Source organism: Plantactinospora soyae, assembly GCF_014874095.1.
In the GTDB taxonomy this organism is placed as follows: Bacteria; Actinomycetota; Actinomycetes; order Mycobacteriales; family Micromonosporaceae; genus Plantactinospora; species Plantactinospora soyae.
The window spans coordinates 5976940-5999201 of record NZ_JADBEB010000001.1; the positions used below are offsets into that span (position 1 = coordinate 5976940).

Annotated in this window: 19 protein-coding genes; 6 read left to right on the forward strand and 13 right to left on the reverse strand. The window is 67.2% G+C overall.

The genetic code is table 11. The annotated features are described in order from the left end of the window. Window positions 1-51: 51 nt before the first annotated feature. The gene (locus tag H4W31_RS26050) at window positions 52-2055 is read left to right on the forward strand and encodes a glucuronyl esterase domain-containing protein (RefSeq protein ID WP_192769061.1); all 2004 of its coding nucleotides are present in this window, start codon (window positions 52-54) and stop codon (window positions 2053-2055) included. Between the two features lie 228 nt (window positions 2056-2283). On the opposite strand, the gene H4W31_RS26055 is transcribed toward H4W31_RS26050, so the two are convergent. The 3 genes from H4W31_RS26055 to H4W31_RS26065 all read right to left on the reverse strand — a co-directional run bounded on the left by H4W31_RS26055 (window position 2284) and on the right by H4W31_RS26065 (window position 6239). Beyond that, window positions 2284-3843, reverse strand: coding sequence for a non-reducing end alpha-L-arabinofuranosidase family hydrolase (locus H4W31_RS26055; protein WP_192769062.1), 1560 nt, complete (start codon window positions 3841-3843; stop codon window positions 2284-2286). Between the two features lie 875 nt (window positions 3844-4718). Next, entirely contained in the window at window positions 4719-5141 is a 423-nt protein-coding gene (locus H4W31_RS26060; protein ID WP_225945677.1) for a PPOX class F420-dependent oxidoreductase, read from the reverse strand. A 198-nt stretch (window positions 5142-5339) separates the two neighbouring features. Further along, entirely contained in the window at window positions 5340-6239 is a 900-nt protein-coding gene (locus tag H4W31_RS26065; RefSeq protein WP_192769063.1) for a LysR family transcriptional regulator, read from the reverse strand. A 198-nt stretch (window positions 6240-6437) separates the two neighbouring features. On the opposite strand from H4W31_RS26065, the gene H4W31_RS26070 reads away from it, so the two are divergent. Further along, entirely contained in the window at window positions 6438-7322 is an 885-nt protein-coding gene (locus tag H4W31_RS26070) for an EamA family transporter (protein WP_318783749.1), read from the forward strand. A gap of 253 nt (window positions 7323-7575) precedes the next feature. Here H4W31_RS26070 and H4W31_RS26075 read toward each other — a convergent pair whose 3' ends face one another. Beyond that, a complete protein-coding gene (locus H4W31_RS26075; RefSeq protein WP_192769065.1) occupies window positions 7576-7938 on the reverse strand; it encodes a hypothetical protein in 363 nt (120 codons plus the stop codon). 33 nt (window positions 7939-7971) lie between these two features. On the opposite strand from H4W31_RS26075, the gene H4W31_RS26080 reads away from it, so the two are divergent. Beyond that, window positions 7972-8334 carry a DUF1801 domain-containing protein gene (locus tag H4W31_RS26080; RefSeq protein WP_225945679.1) on the forward strand — a complete coding sequence of 121 codons (363 nt, stop codon included), beginning with the start codon at window positions 7972-7974 and terminating at the stop codon, window positions 8332-8334. A gap of 371 nt (window positions 8335-8705) precedes the next feature. Here the strand turns inward: H4W31_RS26080 and H4W31_RS26085 are convergent, their stop codons facing one another. The 5 genes from H4W31_RS26085 to H4W31_RS26105 form a co-directional block, all read right to left on the reverse strand. Beyond that, window positions 8706-9239, reverse strand: a complete 534-nt coding sequence (locus H4W31_RS26085) for a hypothetical protein (protein WP_192769066.1) — start codon at window positions 9237-9239, stop codon at window positions 8706-8708. Window positions 9240-9408: 169 nt separating this feature from the next. Then, on the reverse strand, window positions 9409-10539 hold the full coding sequence (locus H4W31_RS26090; RefSeq protein ID WP_192769067.1) for an AI-2E family transporter: 1131 nt from the start codon (window positions 10537-10539) through the stop codon (window positions 9409-9411). A gap of 169 nt (window positions 10540-10708) precedes the next feature. Beyond that, the gene (locus H4W31_RS26095) at window positions 10709-12202 is read right to left on the reverse strand and encodes a glycoside hydrolase family 43 protein (RefSeq protein ID WP_192769068.1); all 1494 of its coding nucleotides are present in this window, start codon (window positions 12200-12202) and stop codon (window positions 10709-10711) included. 289 nt (window positions 12203-12491) lie between these two features. After that, complete coding sequence (locus H4W31_RS26100; protein WP_192769069.1) at window positions 12492-12875, reverse strand: hypothetical protein; 384 nt, start codon at window positions 12873-12875, stop codon at window positions 12492-12494. A 416-nt stretch (window positions 12876-13291) separates the two neighbouring features. Further along, complete coding sequence (locus H4W31_RS26105; RefSeq protein ID WP_192769070.1) at window positions 13292-14812, reverse strand: glycerophosphodiester phosphodiesterase family protein; 1521 nt, start codon at window positions 14810-14812, stop codon at window positions 13292-13294. 344 nt (window positions 14813-15156) lie between these two features. Between H4W31_RS26105 and H4W31_RS26110 the strand changes: the two genes are divergently transcribed. Next, window positions 15157-15597: a hypothetical protein gene (locus H4W31_RS26110; RefSeq protein ID WP_192769071.1), complete on the forward strand. Its 441-nt coding sequence runs from the start codon at window positions 15157-15159 to the stop codon at window positions 15595-15597. A gap of 281 nt (window positions 15598-15878) precedes the next feature. Here the strand turns inward: H4W31_RS26110 and H4W31_RS26115 are convergent, their stop codons facing one another. Then, window positions 15879-16166 carry a hypothetical protein gene (locus H4W31_RS26115; protein ID WP_225945680.1) on the reverse strand — a complete coding sequence of 96 codons (288 nt, stop codon included), beginning with the start codon at window positions 16164-16166 and terminating at the stop codon, window positions 15879-15881. A 301-nt stretch (window positions 16167-16467) separates the two neighbouring features. Here H4W31_RS26115 and H4W31_RS26120 point away from each other — a divergent pair, with 301 nt between their 5' ends. Continuing rightward, a complete protein-coding gene (locus tag H4W31_RS26120) occupies window positions 16468-17211 on the forward strand; it encodes a phosphotransferase (RefSeq protein ID WP_192769072.1) in 744 nt (247 codons plus the stop codon). Between the two features lie 72 nt (window positions 17212-17283). Here the strand turns inward: H4W31_RS26120 and H4W31_RS26125 are convergent, their stop codons facing one another. The 3 genes from H4W31_RS26125 to H4W31_RS26135 all read right to left on the reverse strand — a co-directional run bounded on the left by H4W31_RS26125 (window position 17284) and on the right by H4W31_RS26135 (window position 21056). Then, a complete protein-coding gene (locus H4W31_RS26125; protein ID WP_318783410.1) occupies window positions 17284-18783 on the reverse strand; it encodes an endo-1,4-beta-xylanase in 1500 nt (499 codons plus the stop codon). A gap of 334 nt (window positions 18784-19117) precedes the next feature. Further along, window positions 19118-20014 (reverse strand): SDR family oxidoreductase, encoded by an 897-nt coding sequence (locus H4W31_RS26130; protein WP_192769073.1) that lies wholly within the window; start codon window positions 20012-20014, stop codon window positions 19118-19120. 148 nt (window positions 20015-20162) lie between these two features. Beyond that, window positions 20163-21056, reverse strand: coding sequence for a GNAT family N-acetyltransferase (locus tag H4W31_RS26135; RefSeq protein WP_192769074.1), 894 nt, complete (start codon window positions 21054-21056; stop codon window positions 20163-20165). Window positions 21057-21187: 131 nt separating this feature from the next. Between H4W31_RS26135 and H4W31_RS26140 the strand changes: the two genes are divergently transcribed. Then, complete coding sequence (locus H4W31_RS26140; RefSeq protein ID WP_192769075.1) at window positions 21188-22075, forward strand: LysR family transcriptional regulator; 888 nt, start codon at window positions 21188-21190, stop codon at window positions 22073-22075. The last annotated feature ends 187 nt before the right edge of the window (window positions 22076-22262 follow it).

The window sequence follows — 22262 nt, forward strand, 5'->3', positions numbered from 1 at the left end:
TTCTTGTCGCTGTCGCTTGACAGACAAACGCCGATTCAGCAGGAGAAACCTATGGAAAACCCGGAACTGCCAGCCCCGGAACGCGGTACCGACACGGGTGCCGGTGGAGGGCGGGGCACATCGAGGCGGACTCTGCTCCGTGTCGTAGGTGTCTCGCCCCTGGGCCTGGCGGTCGCCGCCGCACCTGGCTCGGCACTCGCCGCGACGAGCCCCGCCGCGCGGACCAGGGTCGCGGTGCACGAATGCGTGCAGAAGTTCGGGGCGTTTCCGACGCTGCCGCTCAGCACCATCCAGGATCGCGACCAGATGCTCTGCCAGCTCGGCATCAAGCTGCCGAACCTGGGCTCATGGCTCGACGACCCGAACCGTCCGCCGAACCTGGCGGGAGACCCCGCGGCCCGGCTCTGGTTCGATGCCTTCGGCCATCCGGTACGAAGGGGAGCGCTGGGTGGACTCTGGGCGAGCTATGACGACGCGACCAGTTCCGGTGCGATCGGGTACGGCACCGGGGACAACCCGGAGGTCGATGGTTGGGGGTACACCCCGATCGAGCTGCTGGAGATGAAGAACGGGCGGCCGGTGCGGACGCCCGACGACTGGTGGAACAAGCGCCGCCCGGAGATCTTCAAGGCGGTCCAGGAAGAGCTGTACGGCACGATCCCGGACCGCAAACTGTGGCCGAAGATCACCTGGGAGCTCGGAGCGGTCTCGTTCGGCACGGCGGACGGTGTCGACTACGCCGAGCGTACGGTGACCGGGATCATCGACACGTCGAGGTACCCGGAGGTGCGGAACGCGCCGCGGATCTTCGGCACGCTACGGATTCCGCGGGTGGCGTACGACGCCCGGACCGAGGTCCCGGTGGTGGTGGTGTTCGGCGGAACGGCGAGATGGTCGCTGCTGGGTCCCCAGGGGTGGGGGATCTTCGGATTCGCCAACGCCCAGTTGCAGCCCGACAGCGGCGGGGCCAACATGTCCAGCTACATCATCGGCTTGATCAACAAGGGCAACTGGAGGAAACCCGGTGACTGGGGCGCGCTGGCCGCCTGGAGCTGGGGCATCAGCCGACTGATCGACTTCTTCGACGCGCCGGGCGAGTACGTCGGTGCCGATGCCAACCGGATCGGGGTGCAGGGCCACTCGCGGTACGGCAAGGCCACGATCGTCGCCGCCGCCTACGATCCCCGGATCAAGGCGGCCTACGCGAGTTCGTCCGGATCGCTCGGGGCGAGAATGAACCGCCGCCACTGGGGACAGGACCTCGAGAACGACGGCGACTACGCCAACAATGCCGGCGAGAGCCTGGAGTACCACTGGATGGCGGGCAACTACTTCAAGTGGATGGGCCCGCTGGTCGACGACCCGGAGAACCCCGGGGTCGGCCTGGCGAAGAACGGTACCTACAAGCCGCGCAGGCTCGAGCTGATGAGCGTGGACGGGCACTCGATGGTGGCACTGGCCGCGCCGCGCGTGGTGTACATCACCGGTGGCAACAACAATGACTCGTGGGCCGACCCGCGGGGCATGTACCTGGCCGGTGCCCACGCCACGGAGGTCTACAACCTGGTCGGCGTCGACGGTCTGGTCGTGCCGCAAGGCACGGAATTCACCTCGGGCCCCGGCGAGCCGATCGGTGGGACTCCGCCGTTCGACGAGGCGTTCATCGACGGGTACGTCGGCTACCGGCGGCAGAACGCCGGACATGTCGACTCCCCGGGGTGGCCCGCGTTCGTCGAGATGTGCAAGAAGGTCTTCGAACGCGCGCCGTTCCCCGATGCGACCGACGTCAAGGCGGGCAAGAAGGTGAGCAGCCGGAAGTGGAAGGTCGAGGGCCTGACCGGTCGGGCACGGGTCAGTGTCGTCAACGGGGAGTACCAGACCCGAGGGGGCTGGAGCAGTAGGCCGGGCGTGATCGAGAACGGGCAGCAGATCCGGGTTCGGCACACCAGCTCCCGCCTGGACGGAGCGCCGGTAGTCACCACCCTGAAGATCGGTGACGACACCTACACCTTCACCAGTATCACCGCCGAAGACCGAGGGCACGGTCACTCCTGACCCCACGGTGCGGTGTCCGCCGCGGCCTGCGCTCGTGCCTGCCGCGGCGAACACCGGGTGGCCCACCGTGGGGCTCTCTGCGTGAGGCGGGCGGGCTCGGCCTGCACCGAGCCCGCCGCTCCAGTTCCACCCGACCCTGATCGCGAGCCGTGACTGCGCTCACCCTGTTCGGGACGCGCCGTTGCCCGTGGGCGTCAGGAACGCCGGAGCCGGACCTGCGTCACGCCGTCAACGCTGCAGTGTCAGCAGACCCGGACGGTAGGGCAGCAGGCCGTAGTCGCCGCCGGAGTTGGGTGAACGGCCCTGGTAGAGCAACTGTAGATTGCACGGATCAACGGTCATGGTCTGATCGGCGTTGCCGCGAATCAGTTCGCCGTGGCTGATGTCGTTGGTCCAGGTGGCGCCGCTGTTGGCCTTGCCGGCGAACGGGTTGCTCTCGGTGGCGGCCTGTGGTGTCCACGAACCGCCCAGACTGGTGGCCGTGAACGAGCGGAAGTAGCGACCCTGCGACCCGATCGCCTCGACGAGCATGAGGTACCGGTTCTGGCCCTGGAGCTTGTAGACCTGGACCCCTTCGAACAGGTTGTTCGTCGAGTCAGTCATGATCACTGTCGATGACGAGCCGAAGCTGCCCGGGAAGTTGCCGATGGGCATGCTAGCCCGGTAGACCCTGCCATTGTCGCCGGCGAAGAACAGATACATGTTCGTACCGTCACCGATGAGCGTCTGGTCGATGGGTCCCGTACCGGAGCCGGAGATGCTCCCCGTGAAGAGCGTCTGCTGTGCGGACCAGCCATTCGGATTGGTGGGGTCGCTCGACGTCCGGTAGGAGAAAGCGGTCCCACCCCACTGGTAGGCAAGCACCCAGACGTTCCTCGGGGCAAAGTAGAACAGCGTAGGCGCAACGGTGGAGGACGACATCGCGTTCTGGCTGGCCGAGCCCATGTCGGACCAGTTCGAGAAGAGGCCGAAGTTCATCGAACCCCACGAGGTTCCCGTGTCGTGCGTCGTCGCATAGACCAGATGCCTGCCGTTGTAGGGCGCATAGGTGAAGTCCTTGAGTGAGACCCACCCCGACCTCGGCTGCGCCAGCGGACCCGTCGAGGTCCAGCGGTACGTCGACGGAAGGTCGCACGTGCCCGTCGGCGGCGTCGTCGGCGGTGTGGTGGGGGTGCCGCCGCCGTCGACGCGGACGAGTTGCCACTGCTGGTTGCTGCCGTTCCAGTCGTCGTACTGCACGATGCTTCCGCCGTCAGCGGTCGAGGCGCCCTGCACCTCCACCACCTTGCTACTGTTCCGATTGATCAACCGGACGTAGCCGCTGTCGGAGTCGGCCAACCGGAACTGCTGGTTGGTCCCGTTGCCGTCGGTCCACTGCACGATGCCGGCACCGTTGGCGGTCGACCAGTTCTGGACATCCAGCACCTTGCCGGACAGCCGCGACCGCAACCGGTAGTAGCCGCCGCCCGAGTCGACGAACTGCCACTGCTGCTGGTTGCCGTTGTTCCGGGCCCACTGCACGATCCGCCCACCGTCATTCGTGGCCAGGTTGTACACGTCCAGGGCCTTGCCACTGTTGCGGTTGATCAACACGTACCACGCGCTCGTGTCGACCGTCGCCGCCGATGCCGGGGCCGGACCGAACGCGACCGCAGCGGTAGCGACGAGCGCGGCCACCACGGTGACGACCAGCCCGGACCGCCAACGGCGTCGTGGGCCGCGGACCGTACGCTGGCGAGCCGGTCTTGGAGCCGGCGTGACTGGTGGCGCCTGCGCCACGACATCCATAGTCTTTCTCCTTGCCCGAACCACCCGGGGCGCTGTGCGACACGCGTGGCAATGGTGGCGTTCCTCGCATTCCCGGGACGACACAGTAGAAGCGCGGCGTGGCCGGCGACGCCGTCCGTCATTTCGACGTGACGGCATGGACGGCTGGATTGCCGGCCAGGTTCGCCGCCAACGTACCGGCGATGCTCCGAACTGTCCTCTCGGGGTGCAGGAACCGAACGTGTTACCGCTAACATGATCGGCCCTAATGCCTCACGAGCAACAAGTGAGACATGGGTGAGCCGCTCAGGCGGATGTACGGCATATTGCCAGACTGTTTCGAGGTATTCAAGGGGTAGGCATCAATGTGTGAACCGTCGCGAGCGCCAACCTACCGATGAGGACGCGCTCCAGATGACCCGACCCGTTCAGCGGCGACGGATAACACTTTTCACCGAAGAGGGTCGGGTCGATCCCCAAGAAATCAAACAGCAATTCTTTGTTATCGACGTCGGTGTCGCGCAGTCGCGAGGCTCTCCGAGAGTGCGGACCGGAGGGGGCTCGCCGGCGGTGCGGCCCCCGAACGCGGTCACCGCGTGCGGTTGCTTCACCCGCTCCGGTGCTACCTGACCAGCGGACGCCGGGTCCGGAAACAGGTAACCCAGGTCGGCGAGCATGTCGGGCCCGTCCGGTTGCGGATGGCTGGCCCAGCGGTCCGGCGATGCGGGACTCATGCAGGGCCATGCTGTCACGCGGGCGCCGGGGCAGGGCCGCCCGGTCGCCGTCACACGTAGTGACACGGTGTGTCTGATCGCAGCGGACCAGCCAGGCGTTCTGAATAACGCTCCCGGTGTTGGCCGACTCCAGCGACACCGAGTCCGGGCCACGTGGGCGTGTCAGCCGAGGCCGGTTCGTGCGATGACGTTGGTGATGGTGATCCGAACTGCGGTGAAACCTTCCTGTACGAACGATTCAGCGATGTCCTCTGCGGCTTGGGAGGGGTAGTAGCGGTTGGCGATGCGGGTGGCGATGTGTTTGATCTGGTCTGGCTCGGCGGAGACCTGCGCCTCTCCTTCGACGGTGACGAAGCTGTAGGGTTGCCGCTCATAGCTGACGCAGAGTGCGATGCGCCGATCGTGGGCCAGGCTCTTGCCCTTGATGCTTCCCGGGGACAGCGCGAAGGCGAGTTCGTCGCCGTCGAGGATGAAGCAGACTGGAGTGACGTGGGGCCGCCCGTCGCGGCGGGTGAGGGCGACGTGGGCGAGCTTTGTTCCCCCTGTGACGAAGGTTCGCCATTCGTTGTCGGTCATCGTTGTCATCGGGGTGTTCCCTTCGTTTCGAGGTTGCGCGTCGACCGATCCGGTCGCCCAGCCAGCCGCCCAACAGGATGTCATCGACGCTAGATCCGGATTCGCATTGGGAAAAGCGATTGTTTCCGATCACGTCGATCGTTATCGACGATATTAGGCTGCGGTCGCTATGGAACTGCGGCACGTCGCGACGATGGCTGCGCCGCCTCACATCTGCTTGACCATGTCGGCGGCGGCCTCGACAGCTATCTCGATCGTCCGCGCCGCGAGTGGAGAGTGGCTGCGGCCGGCCTGCCAGAGCAGGAACACCTCGCGTGGCGGTAGCGCTGGCCGCAGTTCGTGGACACTGAGTCGATCGTCGGGCAGGACGTCGGACCCGTGGACGGCCAGCCAGGGCAGCACCGCCGATCCCATCCCGGCCCGCACCATCGACAGGATCGTGTCGTCGCCAGCGCTGCGAAAGACAATCCGCGGGCGGGCGCCGCCACGCGCGAGGGCGAGTTCCATCCTGGGCTGGTCGCAGACCGGGGGATAGGCCACCAGCGGCTCGCCGTCGAGCTGCTCAATCCGGACCGGGCCCTCGGGAAAGGTGCCCGGGCGGGCCACCAGCACGTACCGGTCGTCGAGCAGCTTGAAATGCTCGACATCGCCATCGAGCCTGCCGTCGTAGAACAGCAGGTCGAGGTCGTCGATTCGTGGCTGCTGGCCTGGCACCTCCTCGGTCAGCCTGATGTCGCAGTCGGGGTGCTCGTCGCGGAGCCGGCGCACGACCGTCGGCAGCATCACGTTGGACATGCTCTGGAAGGTGCCGATGTCGATCCGGCCGTCCCCGGCCTGGAACCGGTCGACTGCGTTGGTCAGCGCGGCCACCCTGGTCAGCAGGTCGCGGCCGTGTTCGAGCACGACGGCGCCGAGCGGTGTGATCCGTACCGGCTTGGGGCCGCCGGGCCGGTCGAACAACGGGCCGCCGACGGCCTTCTCCAGTACGGCGATCTGCTGACTCACGGTCGACTGGGTGTAGCCGAGCCGGGTGGCCGCCCGGCCGAACGAGCCCTCGTCGGCGATCGCGGCCATGGTGGCGAGGTGTCGCAGCTCGATGTTGGTCACAAGCCCGAGCGTACGCCCGATCATCGCTGATAGCGATCGACTTTATCGGAAGCTATCGCTTTTCTCGATGTACTGGCTGGCCATAGCGTCGTGGGCATGACGGCCCAACTGCAACAGCCAAACACGACCGACCGGCCGAGCCTCACACTCGCACGTGTTCGGGCCAGGCCGATATCCATCGCTATCGCGTTGGGGATCGTGTATGTCGTCTGGGGCTCGACGTACCTGGCGATCCGGATCATGGTCGAGGAGATGCCGCCACTGATGGCTGCCGGAACTCGTTTCCTGACGGCCGGACTCCTGGTGGCCGGGGCGTTGACGGCGCGCAGCGGTCTGCGCCGACTCGCCGTGACACGCCCACAGTTGTTGGGCTGTGCCCTGGTCGGGTTGCTGCTGCCCGCACTCGGCCAGGGCATGGTGACCATCGGCGAGAGCGGCGGTGCCCCGTCGGGGATCACGGCCCTGCTGATCGCGGCGGTGCCACTGTGGGTGATCTGCTGCCGCATCGTGTCAGGCGAACGGCCAGCCGGTCGGATGCTGGTCGGTGGGGCCGTTGGGTTCGGTGGCGTCGCTGTGCTGATCACAGCCAACGGCCTCGGCGGATCGTTCCCGCCGTGGACCATAGCGGTCATCGTCCTCGCCAGCGCGTCCTGGGCGCTCGGGTCGTGGTGGCAACCCCGGCTCCGGCTGCCGCGCGATCCGTTCGTCGTCGTGGTCTACGAGATGCTCATCGGTGGCGTGCTGCTCGTGATTTTCGGGCTGGCCACCGGGGAGCAGTTCGACCCGTCGACCTACTCTGCTCGCTCCTGGGCGGCGTGGGCCTACCTGGTGTTGGCCGGGTCGGTCCTGGCCTTCTCCGCGTACGTCTGGCTGCTCCAGTCGACCGCGGTCTCGCTGGTCGCGACGTACGCCTACGTCAACCCGCTGGTCGCCGTCGTACTGGGCTGGCTGATCGTCGCCGAGCCCGTGACGATGTCGACCATCGTCGGCGGTGCGGTCGTGGTGCTCGGGGTCGCCGTCGTCGTGGGCTCCGAGCTGCCGTCCAGGACCCGGCGACCGACACCCGATCGGAAAATCCGGTGACTCGACCGGAGATCGCGTGGCGAGCCGAGCAGGTGGTCGCCCGCCGCAATCTCTGCGTCCACAAGCAAGTGCGGTCGGCGAGCGGCCTTCGTCGGCCACGCCGTACCTCGATCTCCCGCTTCGACGCTCCGGCGGGATACCCGACGGTCGTCGCACCATCATCCCTGACCCTGGGATCAGTACTGGGTGGGCCAATGGGTGGTGGAATCGGTGGCCGCCACGGATGCCAGCGCCCGTTCCCGTGCTGGAGGCTCTACCCGAGGTCGCCGAAGCCACGTTGGGAGGCAGATATGGGGTGCGTCGTCCTGTCCATCTTCACGACCGCCGACGGGGCCGTCGACGACCCGCGGCGGCTCACCTCCCAGTCCGTCAGCGAGGGCTCCATGCGGACCGGCCGGAGTAGCTCCCGGCCGCCGACGCACTGCTGCTCGACCGGGTCACCTGTGAGGGGTTCGCTGCCTCTTGGCCGAGTATGACCGACGGAGCCGGGTTCGTCGGCAAGATGACCGGCAACGTCCAGATACGTCGTCTCGACGACGCTGAGACGGGGCGAGTGGAACAACACTACCGTGATCAGCGAGAATGGGGCCGAGACGATCAGCCAGTCGATGTGCATGCGGTCTAGATACAAACCGCTATTTTGGCGACGATGATGAAAGAGAAGACCATGAGTGACGATGTAACCCAGTATATCAACAAGGCACAGCCGTGGCAGATCGATGTGTGCGAGAAACTACGTGCGATGGTCGGCCAGACCATTCCAGATGTCGAGGAGCGGCTCCAGTACGGCAAGCCGCACTACCTCAAGAACGGGCACTACGCGGCCGTGATCGCGGTGGCCAAGGACAAGGTCTCGTTCATGGTGTTCAACGCCACGGACATTCCGGAGGTCAAGGGGTACCTTCGGGCACTGGGCAACGGCGAACGCAAAGCCGTTGACATCAAGGATGGGCAAACCGTCGACTACGACGCACTCGCCAGCATCCTGGGAAAGACCGCGACCGCCCTGTAGCCGCCAGGGCGTATGCCGTGCAGGGTCTGGTCCTGGCGCCGCGAGTCCAGGCGGCGGCCCTCCGATCTCCGGCACCTACGCCGAGGTCGTACCGACCAAGCGACTGGCGGACGTGCCCGGCCGCGAGGAACCCGCCCTCAGGCCGAGTACGCGGCAACACGCTGCTCGACAGTCTCATCCGCTTCCTCGCCGCAGCCTGAACCGCACACCACACTGCGGGTGTTGAGCTCTCTCAGCACCCGCAGTTGGTGCCATCTGGCCTCGGTAACGACACCCGCACTCCTGGTGAGCCTTCGACATCTCGCCGCCACCCGACAAACGGCGAGGAACAGGATCGGACAGCCGTGGCGGATGACGGTTGCCCCGCGCGATCAGGTAAGTGCCGGCCTGCGGCGCAACTCTCGGATGACGCCGTGCCGCTTCAGCGCCCAGACCAGGCGGCGGGCGGGGCGGTGCCGCAGGAGCAGCAACGTCGCCTCCCTGACCAGTGTCAGTCGACGGCCGCGGAACTCATCCTCCGCCGTCTTCCATACCAGGGTCCGCATCCCCTGCGACTCGAGGGCGTCGCGGATCTCGGCGCGGACGGCGGGATCGTCCAGAGCGGACCGGATCGACGACGCGAGCCCCGAGCGGTCGGCGAGATTGTCCGAGATCGCGGCGGCAAGGCTGTGCCGGATGTCGTCGGTCTCTATCAGCAGCAGGACCGCGCCGCGGATCTCCGCTGTTTCCAGCGCCGACCGCAGGAGTTCCATCGCCCGGCGCCGCACCTCGTCGTCGTGATCGTCGACGGCCAGCGCGGCGAGCAGAGACGTCACCTCGTCAAGGTCGATCAGGTGCCGCAGGCCAGCCCGGAAGTCGGGTCGTTCCCAAGCGGCGAGCAGCACCTTGACCACGTTGCGATCCATGCCCTCACCTACCCGATCGACACTCGGGACGAAACGAGTTGGACGTCTCGAGGATTCTGCCCGCTCGCCGCTCGGGCGCCGGGCTTACGGCATTTGAGGTAGACGGTGGTGGCCGGACCAGTCGAGTCGGTGTCCCGGAGGCACTGGCGATCCTGCCCGGTCCGACGCGCTACGGCGTCTTCTCGTCCCCGCTGTTCGTAGCCGGCGCCTCGGCTTCCTCGATGTCCGGCTCCTGGGGCGGATCGGTGAGCTGCTCCCGCACGTAGTTCCACAGCACCGCGACGAGTGCGGCGACCGGGACGGCGAGCAGGCTTCCCACGATCCCGGCCAGGCTACCGCCGAGTGTCACCGCCAGTAGGACAACCGCCGCGTGCAGGCCGAGGCCGCGGCTCTGCACGATGGGCTGGAACACGTTTCCCTCGAGCTGTTGGACCGCGACGATGATGGCCAGCACGATCAGCGCATCCGTCGGGCCGTTCGACACCAGTGTGATGAGTACCGCGACGAAGCCGGCGAACAGGGCACCCACGATCGGCACGAACGCCGATACGAAGGTCAGCACCGCCAGTGGCAGCACCAGCGGCACGCCGACGATCCACAGGCCGAGGCCGATGAAGACCGCGTCCAACAGGCCGACGAGCGCCTGGGACCGTACGAACGCGCCGAGTGCGGCCCAACCACGCTCGGCAACCACCGGTACGTCGACAGCGAGTCGGCCGGGCAGTTGCCGGGTCAGCCACGGCAGGAACCTCGGACCGTCCTTGAGGAAGAAGAACATGAGAAACAACGCCAGGATGGTGGTGACGACTCCGTTGACCAGGGTTCCCACCCCGGAAAGGGTGGCGGTGATGATGCCGCCGACGCTGTCCTGGATGCGGGCGATCGCGGTGTCGAAGGCCTGGGTGACCTGGTCGTCACCGATGTTCAGTGGCGGGCCGGCGGCCCACTCCCGAATCTGCTGGATACCATCTGTCACGCCGGTGACCAGTTCGCCGGACTGTGAAGCCACCGGCACCGCGATCAGCACCACGGTACCCGCGGCGACCAGCAGGAACAGGACGGTCACGGCCGACGCGGCCAGGGCGGGACGCCATCCGTGCCGTCGTAGGAAGCGGGCCATCGGCCAGGTCAACGTTGTGAGGAGCAGGGCGACCACCAACGGCCAGACCACCGACCATGCCCGGCCAAGCAGCCACAGGGCCACCCACGTCATCAGCAAGACCAGCAACATCTGCAGCGAGACGTGCGCCGAGGTACGCAGCGCGGCTCGGGTCTTCGTGGAACTCACGATGGCAGGCATGGGATCACCTTAGGGATGTAACCGCCGGTCCCGCACCTACCCGCCAAGGGTGTGGCAGGTGCGGGACCCTGTACAGCGTTCGCTAATGCCGTCGATTATTCACCGCCCCCGGTCGACGTCTGGGTGCTCGTACGGGAGCGTCCGACTTTAGCCCGCTCCCGCCCGGCACCTACTGGTTGGTGATAGCGACGTTGTCGAAGGCCGCGGCCGCGTTGTAGACGCGAACGCCCGACTTGCCGGACGCGTAGGTGGCGTCGATGACCGAGATCTTGGGAGCGGTCAGGTCACCGACGTACACCCTGATCGACGAGCCGCCGGCCACCACGCGCAGGTGGTACCGCTGGCCGGCGACGACCGGCAGCGGCGCCGAGCCGAGCAGCGTCCAGTTGTTGTCGGCCCGGCCGAGGATCACGCGCCCGGCCGGGGTGATGCCGGCGTAGTAGCCGCGGTAGGCGTCGGTTCCGGTCCCCACGTTGGCGGCCCGGAACACCAGCCCGGCGTCGCCGATGCCCGAGGTGACCGTGACGTCGAGGTCGTAGGTCGCGTTCACGTGGTTGTCGTCGAGTAGTGACTTGCCGCCGTAGGAGGCGGTCGTCCGGTACTGGCCGGAGCTGACCGACCAGGCCCCGCCGTACGTCTTCCAGCCGAGCGCGTCTCCGTCGGCGAAGTTGTCCTTCACGAGCATCTTCACCCGCTGGATCGTGCCGTCGGCGTTGAAGTTCATCCGGTCGTACGCGACCTGCCGCGCGTTGCCATTGGTCTCCGACAGCGGGCGGCGGTGGTAGAAGATGTACCAGGTGTCGGTGCCCGGGATGTTCAGCACCGAATTGTGCCCGGCGCCGCGCGCCACCGCGGGGTCCTGCGCCAGGACCTTGTCGAGGCGGATGAACGGGCCGGTGGGTGAGTCGGCCATCGCGTACGCCACGGAGTAGTCGGGCCCGGTCCAGCCGCCCTCGGACCACATCAGGTAGTACTTGCCGTTCCGTTTGAACATCTGCGAGCCCTCGACGTAACCGCTCGGAGTGATCTCCTTGTACGTCGTGCCGTCGGCGAACGTGCCCAGGCTCGTCATGTCGGCGTTCAGCTTGGCGACGTTGGCGTGCCGCCAGCCGCCGTAGTAGATGTACGCCTGCCCGTCGTCGTCGACGAAGACGTCCTGGTCGATCGGCTGGGCGCCGTTGACGAACTGCGAGATCAACGGCCGCCCGATCGCGTCGGTGTAGGGCCCCTCGGGCCGGTCGGCCACCGCCACCCCGATACCGCCGAGCTCGCTGTTGCTCTGGATGTCGTTGGCCCCGAAGTACAGGTAGTACCTGCCGTTGCGGGCGATCGGGGCGGGCGCCCAGACGGCGTACCGCGCCCAGCTCACGTTCGCGGTGGTGAGGATGTTCGGGTGCTTGGTCCAGGTGATCAGGTCGGTCGAGGAGAAGGCGTCGAGATAGGTCTGTTCCGCGTACGGGCGGGAAGCGGTCGGGAACACGTAGAAGCGGTTGTTGTAGATCGCCACGTCGGGATCGGCGTACCACCCGGCCACGATCGGGTTGCCCGCCTCGGCGGTGGTGTACTCCGGCAGCGCGGCCGACATCGGAGCGGCCGCCGCGGTGGCGGCGAGCACTCCCGCGACGGCAACGACCTTACTGAGGGCGCCTCCAAGCATCGGCATACAGCAATGTTTTCCGATCTTGCTTCATGCCGTCAAGTGTCAGGTCATCGCGCGGCGAGTGTGGTGATCGGCGACCGTGACCGGACGGGGTCATTCAAGACGGGCGACCACGTCACCGGTGGACGGGGGTCACAACAGCGACCCGCGTCCGGTCACGTCCGAACCCGCTCACGCCGCCCCGGTCCGGGCGAGACCATCAGCGGTCAGTCAGGCCATCAGCCTGCCCGTCCGGCTCCGTCAATTACAGGGTTTGTGGGAAGGGGAGGCCAGCGGGACCGGCTCTCGAGGGCTATCCCTCGAGGTAGGCGTAGCCGCAGTCGGTCGGAGTTCCGCCCGAGCCGTTCTGCCTGCACACCTTGAGTTCCAGGAGTTCGCCGCTGGCGTAGCTCCCGGCGCGTGCGGTGGTCGACACTGTGCCGTTGTTGGCGCCGTTGGCGTCTGTTGTCGACACCACGACGCGCCCGGCCGAGGCCAGCACCCAAGCCGTCACACGACGGCTGTCCCCATAGGTGTCAGTGACCCTGAGGACCCGGGTCGAGCTGTTGAACGAGGCGTACCCATAACTGGTGGACGCCGTTCCCACGGCCGCGTGAGCCGCTCCCGGCGCCATGATCCCGAACGCGAGTGTTGCCCCTCCGGCCACCATCAGGGCTCGTCTTACCACCTGTCGCATGGTTCCTCCCGTGCCTCAATTGCCTCCACCGCCGGATCTGATCCGTGCCGGCCTGGTCTGACTCACACTGACAGGCTGGTATTGAGGGATCTCTGGGCAACTCTTGTATCAGCTGGTCACGGGCGTGTTCGAAGGGGCGGCGGCGAGGGCTGGCAGTAATGCGTATTCGAGTCGTGCGAGTTCTCCTGCCACGACGCGATGCCGGTCGTACGCGCCGGTTACCGCCGGCACGGGCGCGTCTACTCCAACCCGGTCAAGCCGTACACCATCAGGACTTTGCCGGGGCCCTGGGCCCCGGCCGGCAACCGGGCGTCGCCCTGCTGCATGGGCCGTGTCAACGATGGGAAGGGCCAGAGCGCCTAGTAGTCGCGCTTCGCCGGGAGTTCTGATGCCCGGCGAAGCGCGACTCGATCACGTCAGGTCGACGGAACAGCGTTGCCGCGACCGGCGTTCCAGAGCCAGCCGAGTTCCGTTGTGGTAAGCACGCGGTCCCAGACGGCGACGTCGTCCAACGTGCCCTCGAAGAAGCGGTCGTTAGCGTCGCGGTAGGCCCCGATGTGCAGGCCGTCGGTTGCGACGAGGGCGCCGGTCGCGGTCTCTCTGGCGTCCACGAAACTTGTGACCTCGCCGCCGTCCAGGTAGAGGCGGGTCATGCCGGTGGCCTGATCGTACGAGACGGCGACGTGGTGCCAGGCACCCGGGGCCGGAACTCTGTCGGACTCCGCGATCACCGACGTGCCGGTGGTCTGAACGCTGTACTTCAGCTGCCCGGTTACCTCCGAGAGCTCCACCGAGATCGCCCCGGCACCGGACGTCTCGAGGATGGACTGACGCCACGGAACGCCGGCCCGCGCCGGCTTGAACCACGCGGCGGTCGTGTACCGGTCCGCCGCATCCGGAAGAACCTCGATCGGCACGTCGACATAGTCACGGTGGCCCTGGAACGTGACGCCACCACGCAGGCGGCCGCGCCCGGCGAAGGCCGCGTTCGCCACCAGTCGACCCTGACGCAACTGATTGACCGAGCCGTCGTCGTCGGCGAAGTCCCCGTTGTGGTCGTCGAACGACCAGTGCCCGAGCAGACCGCGGCGAATGCCGGTCCGGTCATCGTGCCCGCGAAGCTGAAGCGCCTCGGCAGCGTGGTCGGTGTAGACGCGGTCGATGCCCCAGTCGAAGAACCGCTGCATGACGGCGAAGTCGTTGATCGTCCAGGCTCCGGCCTCCATGCCGGCGGCCCGGATCTTCTGGATCGACTCCGGGCTCACGTGCGCCTGGTTCATGACGATGGTCTCGAAGCCGCGATCCACCGCTGTCGCGATCGAGCCGTCGATGTCCGAAGTGTTGGTGTCCCAGAAGACGTGCAGGCTCGGGTCGAGCTGCTTGACCTGTGTCATGAGCGGCAGGCTGCCGTCGTTGAAACCGACCCAGTCCTGCATCCCGAGCTGATGGACGACGTCCACCGACGCCTCGACCACAGCCGACTCCTTGGGCTGGATCGAAACCCGGGTCCGATGCTGCTGCTTGACCATCCTCAGTACGTCGGAAAGCAGCGGCATCCGCTCGACCGGGACCTGCTTGGCGGTCAGTCCGTTGCTGTCGCGGAAGGCCCAGGCGACGTCGACGGTTCTCAGCTGCTTGTAGGTACTGTCGGCGATGACCAGGTTCTTGTCTCCGACGCGCGCGGTTGTGCGGTCATGGGAGACGACGACCTGACCGTCCTTGGAGAGGAAGACGTCAAGCTCGATCCAGTCAGCGCCGACCCGGATGCCTTGCCGCATCGACGTCATCGTGTTCTCCGGATACGCGCCCGAGTAGCCGCGGTGGGCGGTGATGCCGTTGTCGAGGAAGCCTGCGGTGTCGCTGCTCGGGGTCGGCGTCCTGGGTTCCGCCTGGGCGGACGGGGTCGCGAGTGCCGGGGTGAGAACGACCGCCAGCACTGCTGCACCGGCAAGTGTGGTCAAGAATCGGGGTGTTTCCATAGAGGATTGGTCGCCATTCCATCAGATCGGGGCGCACGCGGGCACGCTGTTGCGCCAAGATCGTCATACTTTGCCGGCCGGACCGAACACCGGAGCGCTGGCCGCTCAACAACCCTGTGAAGCGCCGATGAACACATCGTCTCCTTTGTCCGGGCCGGCAGCCTCGCCCGTCTCGTCGCTCCTGCCTATCCCGCCTCGGGCGAACGCGCACCCGGAGCGGTGGGTTCGCACTGTCTCCCCGTGAGTGCCTCGACCTGCCGGGGGCTGTCGTTGGCCGGGGGCCGGCAGGCTAGTTTGCTCGGATGAGTCTCCTCGATGACGTCGCGAGGCGTGACAGTTGGCGATGCTGGGTGTGCGACGAGCGGGTCGACGCCGACAAATCGGTGAACGACCCGCGTGGCCCCAGCGTCGACAGCCGCACCGCCGACAAGAAGGCCAAGGTCGCCGAGCGACTGGCGCACCGTGCCTGCAACACCCGCAAGGGCGCGGTCAAGGTGGTCATCGCCTGGCCGGACCGTCTGCACGTGGTGGAGCCCGCGCCGCTGATCACCGTCGCCGAGCGACTCGAACGCAAGGGCGGCCGCGAGTTGGTCGCACGCTGTCCGAGCAAGAAGGATGCCCAGGAGGCGGCGGACTGGCTGGTCGACCGGTTCTCCCGGCTGGTGCCCGGACTGCCGGTGACCGCGAGCGTCGACGCCGGCGGCGGACAGTACCTCGTCACCCTGGCCGCCGGCCGCCGCTGACCGGTGGCCCTGACCGGTGGGCCGCTGCCGACCAGGGCAGCCCGGACCGGGCCACTACCAGCGCTGCCGCATCACCCGCGACTCCCCGCCGCTCGCATTGCGTCGACGGCAGCGAGCGGCTCGAGCGTTCTCAGCGACAGATCAGTGGACCTGACCCTCGTCGAGGCCCAGCCGGGGGTGAGGCAATGCGTCCGGCAGCTATCCGAACGCATTGACATCGGCAGGATCGTATACCGGCCGTCTCCAGCCGGTGGTGTCGGCGGCGATCAGTTGCCTGATGATCAGAAGGGGGGTGCGTCCTCGCCCATCAGCGCCAGCACGACGCCGCCCTTCCCGCTCTTGAGGCTCTGGACCACGACCTTGCCGGTGCTGCCGTCGGGCAGCTCCAACGTAAAGGTCTTCCCGACCGCGTTCTTGGGGCCATTGCCGGCGCTGTTGGCGGGTCGGAAGTCGCCTGCCCACGGCGGGGTCCCACCCTTGCGGGCGGGCTCGGCGAAGAGCGCGGCGGTGCCGGGGGTCCTGGTGCCGTCCGAGGCGAGAAGCACTGAGGCGCTGCGATAGGTAGCCATATGCGCTAAGACTATCCCGGCCTGTGCTCGTTCGCGCCATGACAACTACCCCCTAAACGTGAACGGCCACGAAAAGGCACCTGCTCTCACCTCCGGGCTGACCGTGCGTTGGCCGCGGCCCGAGCTGGCCCCGGTCGCCGAACCCGCAGCTTCGGCGGCCGACGGCCCGCCGGCTCGGCCGACGTCTGGCCACCGCGTCCGCACTCGTCCGCACCAGGCCCAGACGCCTCGCAGGCTGTCGGCCCGCACGATCGGCGCCAGATTAGTACGGTTCACGCGGGCAGGCGGAGGGGCTGATGACATGAGCGGTGATGAGCCGGAGCTGCTGTCCGGCGGTTTCGTCAATGTTGTCGTTCGGGTGGGCGACACGGTGCGGCGACCCGTCTCGCCGTCCAGTGGGTTCGTTCGGGATGTCCTGGGGTTTCTTGAGCACTGCCAGTGGCCGGGCGCGCCGCGTCACCTCGGCTTCGATGATCAGGGTCGGGAAGTCCTCACCTTCCTGGCCGGTCACGTGGCCTGGGAGAAAGCGCAGCCGGCCGAGGTGCGATCCGACCAGGGTCTGGTGGCGGTGAGCCGTCTGGTGCGCCAGTTGCATGATCTGACCGCAGGGAGTGACCTCGCCGGTGATCAGGAGGTCGTTTGTCACAATGACCTGTCCCCGAGGAACACCGTCTATCGCGACCTCGGAGATGGCCTGCATCCGGTGGCCTTCATCGACTGGGACCTGGCGGCGCCGGGATCTCGGGTGCACGACGTGGCCCACGTGTGCTGGCAGTATGTCGGCCTGGGACCGGGGGTGGACATCGCCGAGGCTGCGAGGCTGGTACGACTGATCGCGGACGCGTACGGCTTGCTGGCCCGGGGAGAGCTGATTCGAACGATCCTGTGGTGGCAGGATCGTTGTTGGCGAGGAATTGCGACCGCTGCGGCAGCTGGCGAGCCGGCCATGGTGCGGCTATGTGCGCTCGGCGTGGTGAACGAGGTGCGGGCGGCCTATCAGTGGACAGCCGAGCAGCGTCTCGCGCTGGAACGGGCGATGTTGTAGGCGGCGATGGCGCCGAACGCGAGTTCGACCGGTCCGGGGCGGGCAGTCGACGCCCGTCCCGGACCGGGCAGGTCAGGACGCGGTGCAGGTGGGGGTGATCCCGGTGGCGGTCCCCGTACCCTGGAACCCGAATTCGGTGGACTGCCCGGCGGCGACCCGGCCGTTGTGGCTCACGTTGGTGAACCGCACAGCGCCGCTGGTGCCGCTGGCGGTGGTGTTCCACGAGTTCGACACGGTGGCGCCGCTGGGCAGGGTCAGCCCGACGGACCAGCCGTTGATCGGCGCGGAGCCGGCGGTGACCCGGACCGTGGCGACGAATCCACCGTTCCACGAGTTCAGCGACACCGAAGCCGAGCACCCGGCGGGCGGTTGCGGCGGGGTGGGCGACACAGTCGGCGACGGGGGTACCGAGGGCGACACCGGCGGGCTGGTCGGCGACCCGGGTGGACTGGTCGGCGAGACGTTGCGGCCCTTGTTCAACTCGTCGAGCACCGCAGTGTACGCGGCCTTCCGCTGGTAGCTGCCGTTGCCGCCGGTGAAGAGCAGCCCGCGCTCGGAGGAGCGCCACGATTCGCTGTCGGCGATGCCCCAGACCGTGATGCCGGTGCATCTGGCGACGTTCAGGCAGGCCCGGACGACCTTGCGGTAGTTGTCCGCCTGGCCTTGGCCGATGTCGTTGTTGCTCAGGTCGTCGTCGATGTCGAGTTCGGTGAGGTGCACCTCGACGCCCAGGTCGGCGAACCGCTGGATGTTGGCCTGGAGATCGCCCGTGATGATGCTGTTCGGGTTGTCGTTGAAGTGTGCCTGGAAGCCGACGCAGTCGATGTACTGCCGGTAGGTCCTGACGATGTCGTACATCGCGTTGGCCTTGCGGTTGGCGGTGCCACCCTGGACCGTGAGGCCCTCGATGTCGTAATCGTTGATGCAGAGCTTGGTGCTCAGGTTGTTCTGCTGCACGACCTGCTTGGCCCGGATGAACGAGTCCCGGATGACGTCGGTGTCGGTCGCGTCGAAGAAGTCACCGTCACCGTTCGCGTCCCGGTTCAGGGTGTGCGGCCACTGGGTACGGCGCGCGCCGGTGTTGTTGTCGGCCAACGCCTCGTTGACGACGTCCCAGTACGCGATCCTGTTGCCCCAGCGGGTCAACGCGTTGCCGATGAAGGTGTTCAGCGTCGCCTGGCTGGCGCCCTGCAACGAGCCTGCCTGCGAGTGCCACACCATGGTGTGACCGCGGACCACCATGTTGTTGGACTGCGCGTAGTTCACCAGCGTGTCCGCGTTGCCGGTGTTCTGCAGGGCTCCGGTGGACGTGGCGATCGTCGACGGCTTCATGTCGTTCTCTGGGGTGAGCTGGTTGAATTCCTGACCGACGATCGAGCTGAGCCGGCCGGGTGAGGCGGCGACGCCGAAGAACAGGCCGGCATTGGCGGCCGCGGCCCGCAGCGTCGTCTCGGCCGCGACGGCCGGCGTGGTCGACTGAACGATCACCGCGCCGCCGACCAGAAGTAGCGCCGTCGCCGGCAGCAGAGCAATTCTCGTACGTCTCTTACGCTGGCTCGGGATGCTGCTCACGGGGGATCTCCTTACAGGTCAGCATCAGGTGATTGATGCTCATGCCGGAGCCGGCAGGTGCCGGACGCGGCAGGGTGTTCAGTGGCAGGTGGCGCCGTTGAGGCTGAACCCGGTTGGCGCGGCGCTGTCGCCGGTGTGGCTGGCCTGCGGCTGGCCCTGGCTGCTTGTCATGGTCGACGACCATGCGGCGAGTCCTGGGATCGACCCGAGCCACAAGAGGTAGACGCCTGTCGATGGACAAGTATCGATATGGATCCGCCATGCTGTCAACAGCTTCCGGAACGGAACTGCGCGGTTGTGGCATCGGGCGATCGCGGGTACGTCGTCGCGGCGGTCAGGCCGGTTCGGTGGCAGGCGCCGGGATCGCCTGCTCGGCGGCGCGGCTGACCTGTTCCCAGTCGGCCCACGTGTCCAAGCGTCGCTGGGAGATGTCGAAGGCGAGGTCGTAGACCATACTGCCGAGCAGCAGCCGCAGCGGCGGGTCGTCACTGTTGACCAGCGTCATCAGCGCCTCGGCGGCCAGCCGCGGTTCGCTGTCGATCGACCCTTCCGCCCACTGCTTCGCCAACTCTGTGCGAAGTGTGTCGTATACCGGGTTCGGCGTGGTCGCCTTGCTGCTGGTGTAGAGGTCCGTCCAGTAGCCGCCCGGCTGGACGATGGTGACCTTCACGCCGAACCGGGCGGCTTCGGCGGCCAGCGCCTCGCTCATCCCCTCCAGGGCGAACTTGCTCGCGCTGTAGAGCCCGGTGCTGGGGAAGCCGCCGAGCGCGCCGATGCTGGACATTTGCACGAGGTGTCCACGGCTCTGGGCCCGCAGGGGCGGCAGGACGGCCTGGCTGACCCAGAGCGCGCCGAAGAAGTTGAGTTCTAGTTGGGCGCGTGCCTCGGCTTCGGTGAACTCCTCGATCATCCCGGCGAACAGCGCACCGGCGTTGTTCACGACGATGTCAAGCCGGCCGAAGTGCCGGACCGTCTGGTCGACGACGTCGACGACCGCGGCGCGGTCCGTGACGTCCAATCGCAACGCCAGCAGCCGGCCCGGGTGCTGGGCGGCGAGCTCGTCCAGCGGCGAGACGTCGCGGGCCGCGCCGACTACCCGGTCGCCGACGGCGAGCGCGGCCTCGGTGAAGGCGCGGCCGAGGCCACGGCTGGCCCCGGTGATGAACCATACCCGGGACGCCGCAGCGGCTCGTAGAGTGAGGTTGTCCTGATCGGAAGAGGCGACGGACATGGTGGTGTCCTCCATTAAATCGTTACGAACGCCAATCGGACGGATGGCGATGTTGACGCGTTGTACGTTTCCTGACTATTCGTGACAACCTCTCTCCGGCAGCGCGCGTTGGCTCCGCGTATCGCTTGGTCTTGGGCTGGGGGCAGGTTTATGGCAGGGCGAGCTCGTAGAGGTGAGTTCGCCCGAGGGGATGGAAGCCGAGGTGCTTGCGTGTGGCGCTTAGGTGGAGGTCGTCCTCGGCGGTGAAGGTCTCGATCTCGTTGATGTGTGGGTGGAACTCGCGCATTCGCTGGATCAGGGCGGCGTTGACCCAGAGGCCCAGCCGCCGTCCGCGATGGTGGGGGAGCACGACCGATCCGTACTGGCGGGCGCGCGGTTGGGAGACTGCACCGACGATCGCAACGGCGTAGGCCGCCAGGTCCCCGTCCGTGTCCGCGGCGGTCAGCACGGCGTTACCGGGGCGGCTCGGGCTTCGAAGCAGTTCTTCGGCACCGGGCGTGTCGGGCAGGCTGCCTGTCCAGTGGGTCAGGCGATATCCGGGGCGCTCGGCGTCGACCAGCTCACCCAGCCAGGCCTGGTGAACATCGCAGTAGGTGAGCAGGTCATGTCGCCTGGATCGGGTGTGCTGGAAGCCGTGCCGCAGACAGAATGCCTCCCCCGGCGAGCCTGCGGCCACGTCCGTGACCAGGCGTGGCTCGGCGATCTGTTCCCGGACGGTGGTCAGCAGCCGGGAACCGATTCCGCGACGCCGCCACTGCGGCTCCACGTACAGGCTCAGCTCGGGAGCGCCCGGGTTCACGGCCGGGGTCGGAGGCGGCAGAACGTCGTGCCCGAACGGGATGATCGGCCGCAGGCTGGCCACCCCGACTACACGACCGGGTGGCGCCACAGCCTGCCACCGCGAGAACCCGGAGTAATCCGACACCGCCACGATGTCGATCAAGGCTTCGCTCATGGAACCCACGATTGCCCCCACCAACGGGGCGGAACAACGCGAAAGATCGAACCGCCGCATAAGCCATCGGTTATCGTTCGACGCCATGCGCGGCCCCACGGTCGAGGGTGGCCCGGGTCACGATCGAGGGACGGGCCGTCGCCACCGCCGTAAACTTCCAGATCGCGCAAATCAGGAACGGGATTCGGACGCGCCTGACCGGAGGGAGAGGCAGCCTGGTGGAACTGCGCGACATCGAGATCTTCCTGGCGCTGGCCGAAGAGCTCCATTTCGGACGTACGGCAGAACGTCTCCGAGTGTCCCAGGCGCGGGTCAGCCAGTCGATCAAACAGCAGGAGCGCCGGATCGGCGGTGCCCTGTTCGAGCGGACCAGCCGCAACGTGCGGCTCACCCCACTCGGCGAGCGGCTCCGCGACCGGCTTCACACGGGCTACGGCGAGATCATGGCAGGCATTGACGAGGCTGCCGCCACCGCTCGCGGGCAGGTCGGTACCCTGACCATCGGCACGTTCGGCCCCCACCACCAGAAGATCGCGGCCGTCCTCGATCTGTTCCGACAGCGGCATCCGCAATGTGAGCTGCGCATACGCGAAATTCTCCCCGCCGATCCGTTCGGCGGGCTGCGCACCGGCCGGGTCGACGTCGGGCTGCTCTGGCTACCTGCCCGCGAGCCCGACCTCACCGTCGGCCCGGAGCTGTACACCGAGCACCTGGTGCTGGCTGTCGCCTCCGATCATCCGCTGGCCAGTCGGGACCGGGTCAAGATAGAGGATCTCGGCGATCACCCAGTGGTGGATCTGGAGGGGCCTATTCCGGACTATGTGTGGGAGGCGCACACGCCGTCCGTGACACCGGCCGGGCGGCCCATCCGGCGTGGAATCGCCGTGGCCACCCTCGAGGAGGCCTTCACAGCGATCGGCACCGGCAGCGTCGTATCCCCCATCGGGGGATACGTGGCCGCCTCCCGGCTGCGCCGTGACATCACCTTCGTGCCCATCGCCGATGGACCGATCCTGCGGTACGCGCCGGTGTGGCGCAGCGCCAGTGAAAATACGCTGGTCCGCGCCTTCGTCCAAGCCGCCGGAGACGCGCAGAAGACCACATAGCGCGGTCTGACCTTTACACGACGCACCGAGTTCCACTTCAGCAATACGTTCTCGGCACTGCGTGCCCTCGTCTGGCGCACCGGCCGCGAGACGCCACTCATCCTCGCCTTCGCCCAACTGGCACTCGACCATCGACCCCTCCCCATCAGGTCGGATGGGCCGACCGCACATGGCGGCGGTCGTCTGA

Coding starts and splice junctions, on each gene's coding strand:
- H4W31_RS26050 (WP_192769061.1), top strand. CDS start 52: ATGGAAAACCCGGAACTGCCAGCCCCGGAACGCGGTACCGACACGGGT.
- H4W31_RS26055 (WP_192769062.1), bottom strand. CDS start 3,843: ATGGATGTCGTGGCGCAGGCGCCACCAGTCACGCCGGCTCCAAGACCG.
- H4W31_RS26060 (WP_225945677.1), bottom strand. CDS start 5,141: ATGACAACGATGACCGACAACGAATGGCGAACCTTCGTCACAGGGGGA.
- H4W31_RS26075 (WP_192769065.1), bottom strand. CDS start 7,938: ATGCACATCGACTGGCTGATCGTCTCGGCCCCATTCTCGCTGATCACG.
- H4W31_RS26080 (WP_225945679.1), top strand. CDS start 7,972: ATGATGAAAGAGAAGACCATGAGTGACGATGTAACCCAGTATATCAAC.
- H4W31_RS26085 (WP_192769066.1), bottom strand. CDS start 9,239: ATGGATCGCAACGTGGTCAAGGTGCTGCTCGCCGCTTGGGAACGACCC.
- H4W31_RS26090 (WP_192769067.1), bottom strand. CDS start 10,539: ATGCCTGCCATCGTGAGTTCCACGAAGACCCGAGCCGCGCTGCGTACC.
- H4W31_RS26095 (WP_192769068.1), bottom strand. CDS start 12,202: ATGCCGATGCTTGGAGGCGCCCTCAGTAAGGTCGTTGCCGTCGCGGGA.
- H4W31_RS26100 (WP_192769069.1), bottom strand. CDS start 12,875: ATGCGACAGGTGGTAAGACGAGCCCTGATGGTGGCCGGAGGGGCAACA.
- H4W31_RS26110 (WP_192769071.1), top strand. CDS start 15,157: ATGAGTCTCCTCGATGACGTCGCGAGGCGTGACAGTTGGCGATGCTGG.
- H4W31_RS26115 (WP_225945680.1), bottom strand. CDS start 16,166: ATGGCTACCTATCGCAGCGCCTCAGTGCTTCTCGCCTCGGACGGCACC.
- H4W31_RS26120 (WP_192769072.1), top strand. CDS start 16,468: ATGAGCGGTGATGAGCCGGAGCTGCTGTCCGGCGGTTTCGTCAATGTT.
- H4W31_RS26130 (WP_192769073.1), bottom strand. CDS start 20,014: ATGTCCGTCGCCTCTTCCGATCAGGACAACCTCACTCTACGAGCCGCT.
- H4W31_RS26135 (WP_192769074.1), bottom strand. CDS start 21,056: ATGGCGTCGAACGATAACCGATGGCTTATGCGGCGGTTCGATCTTTCG.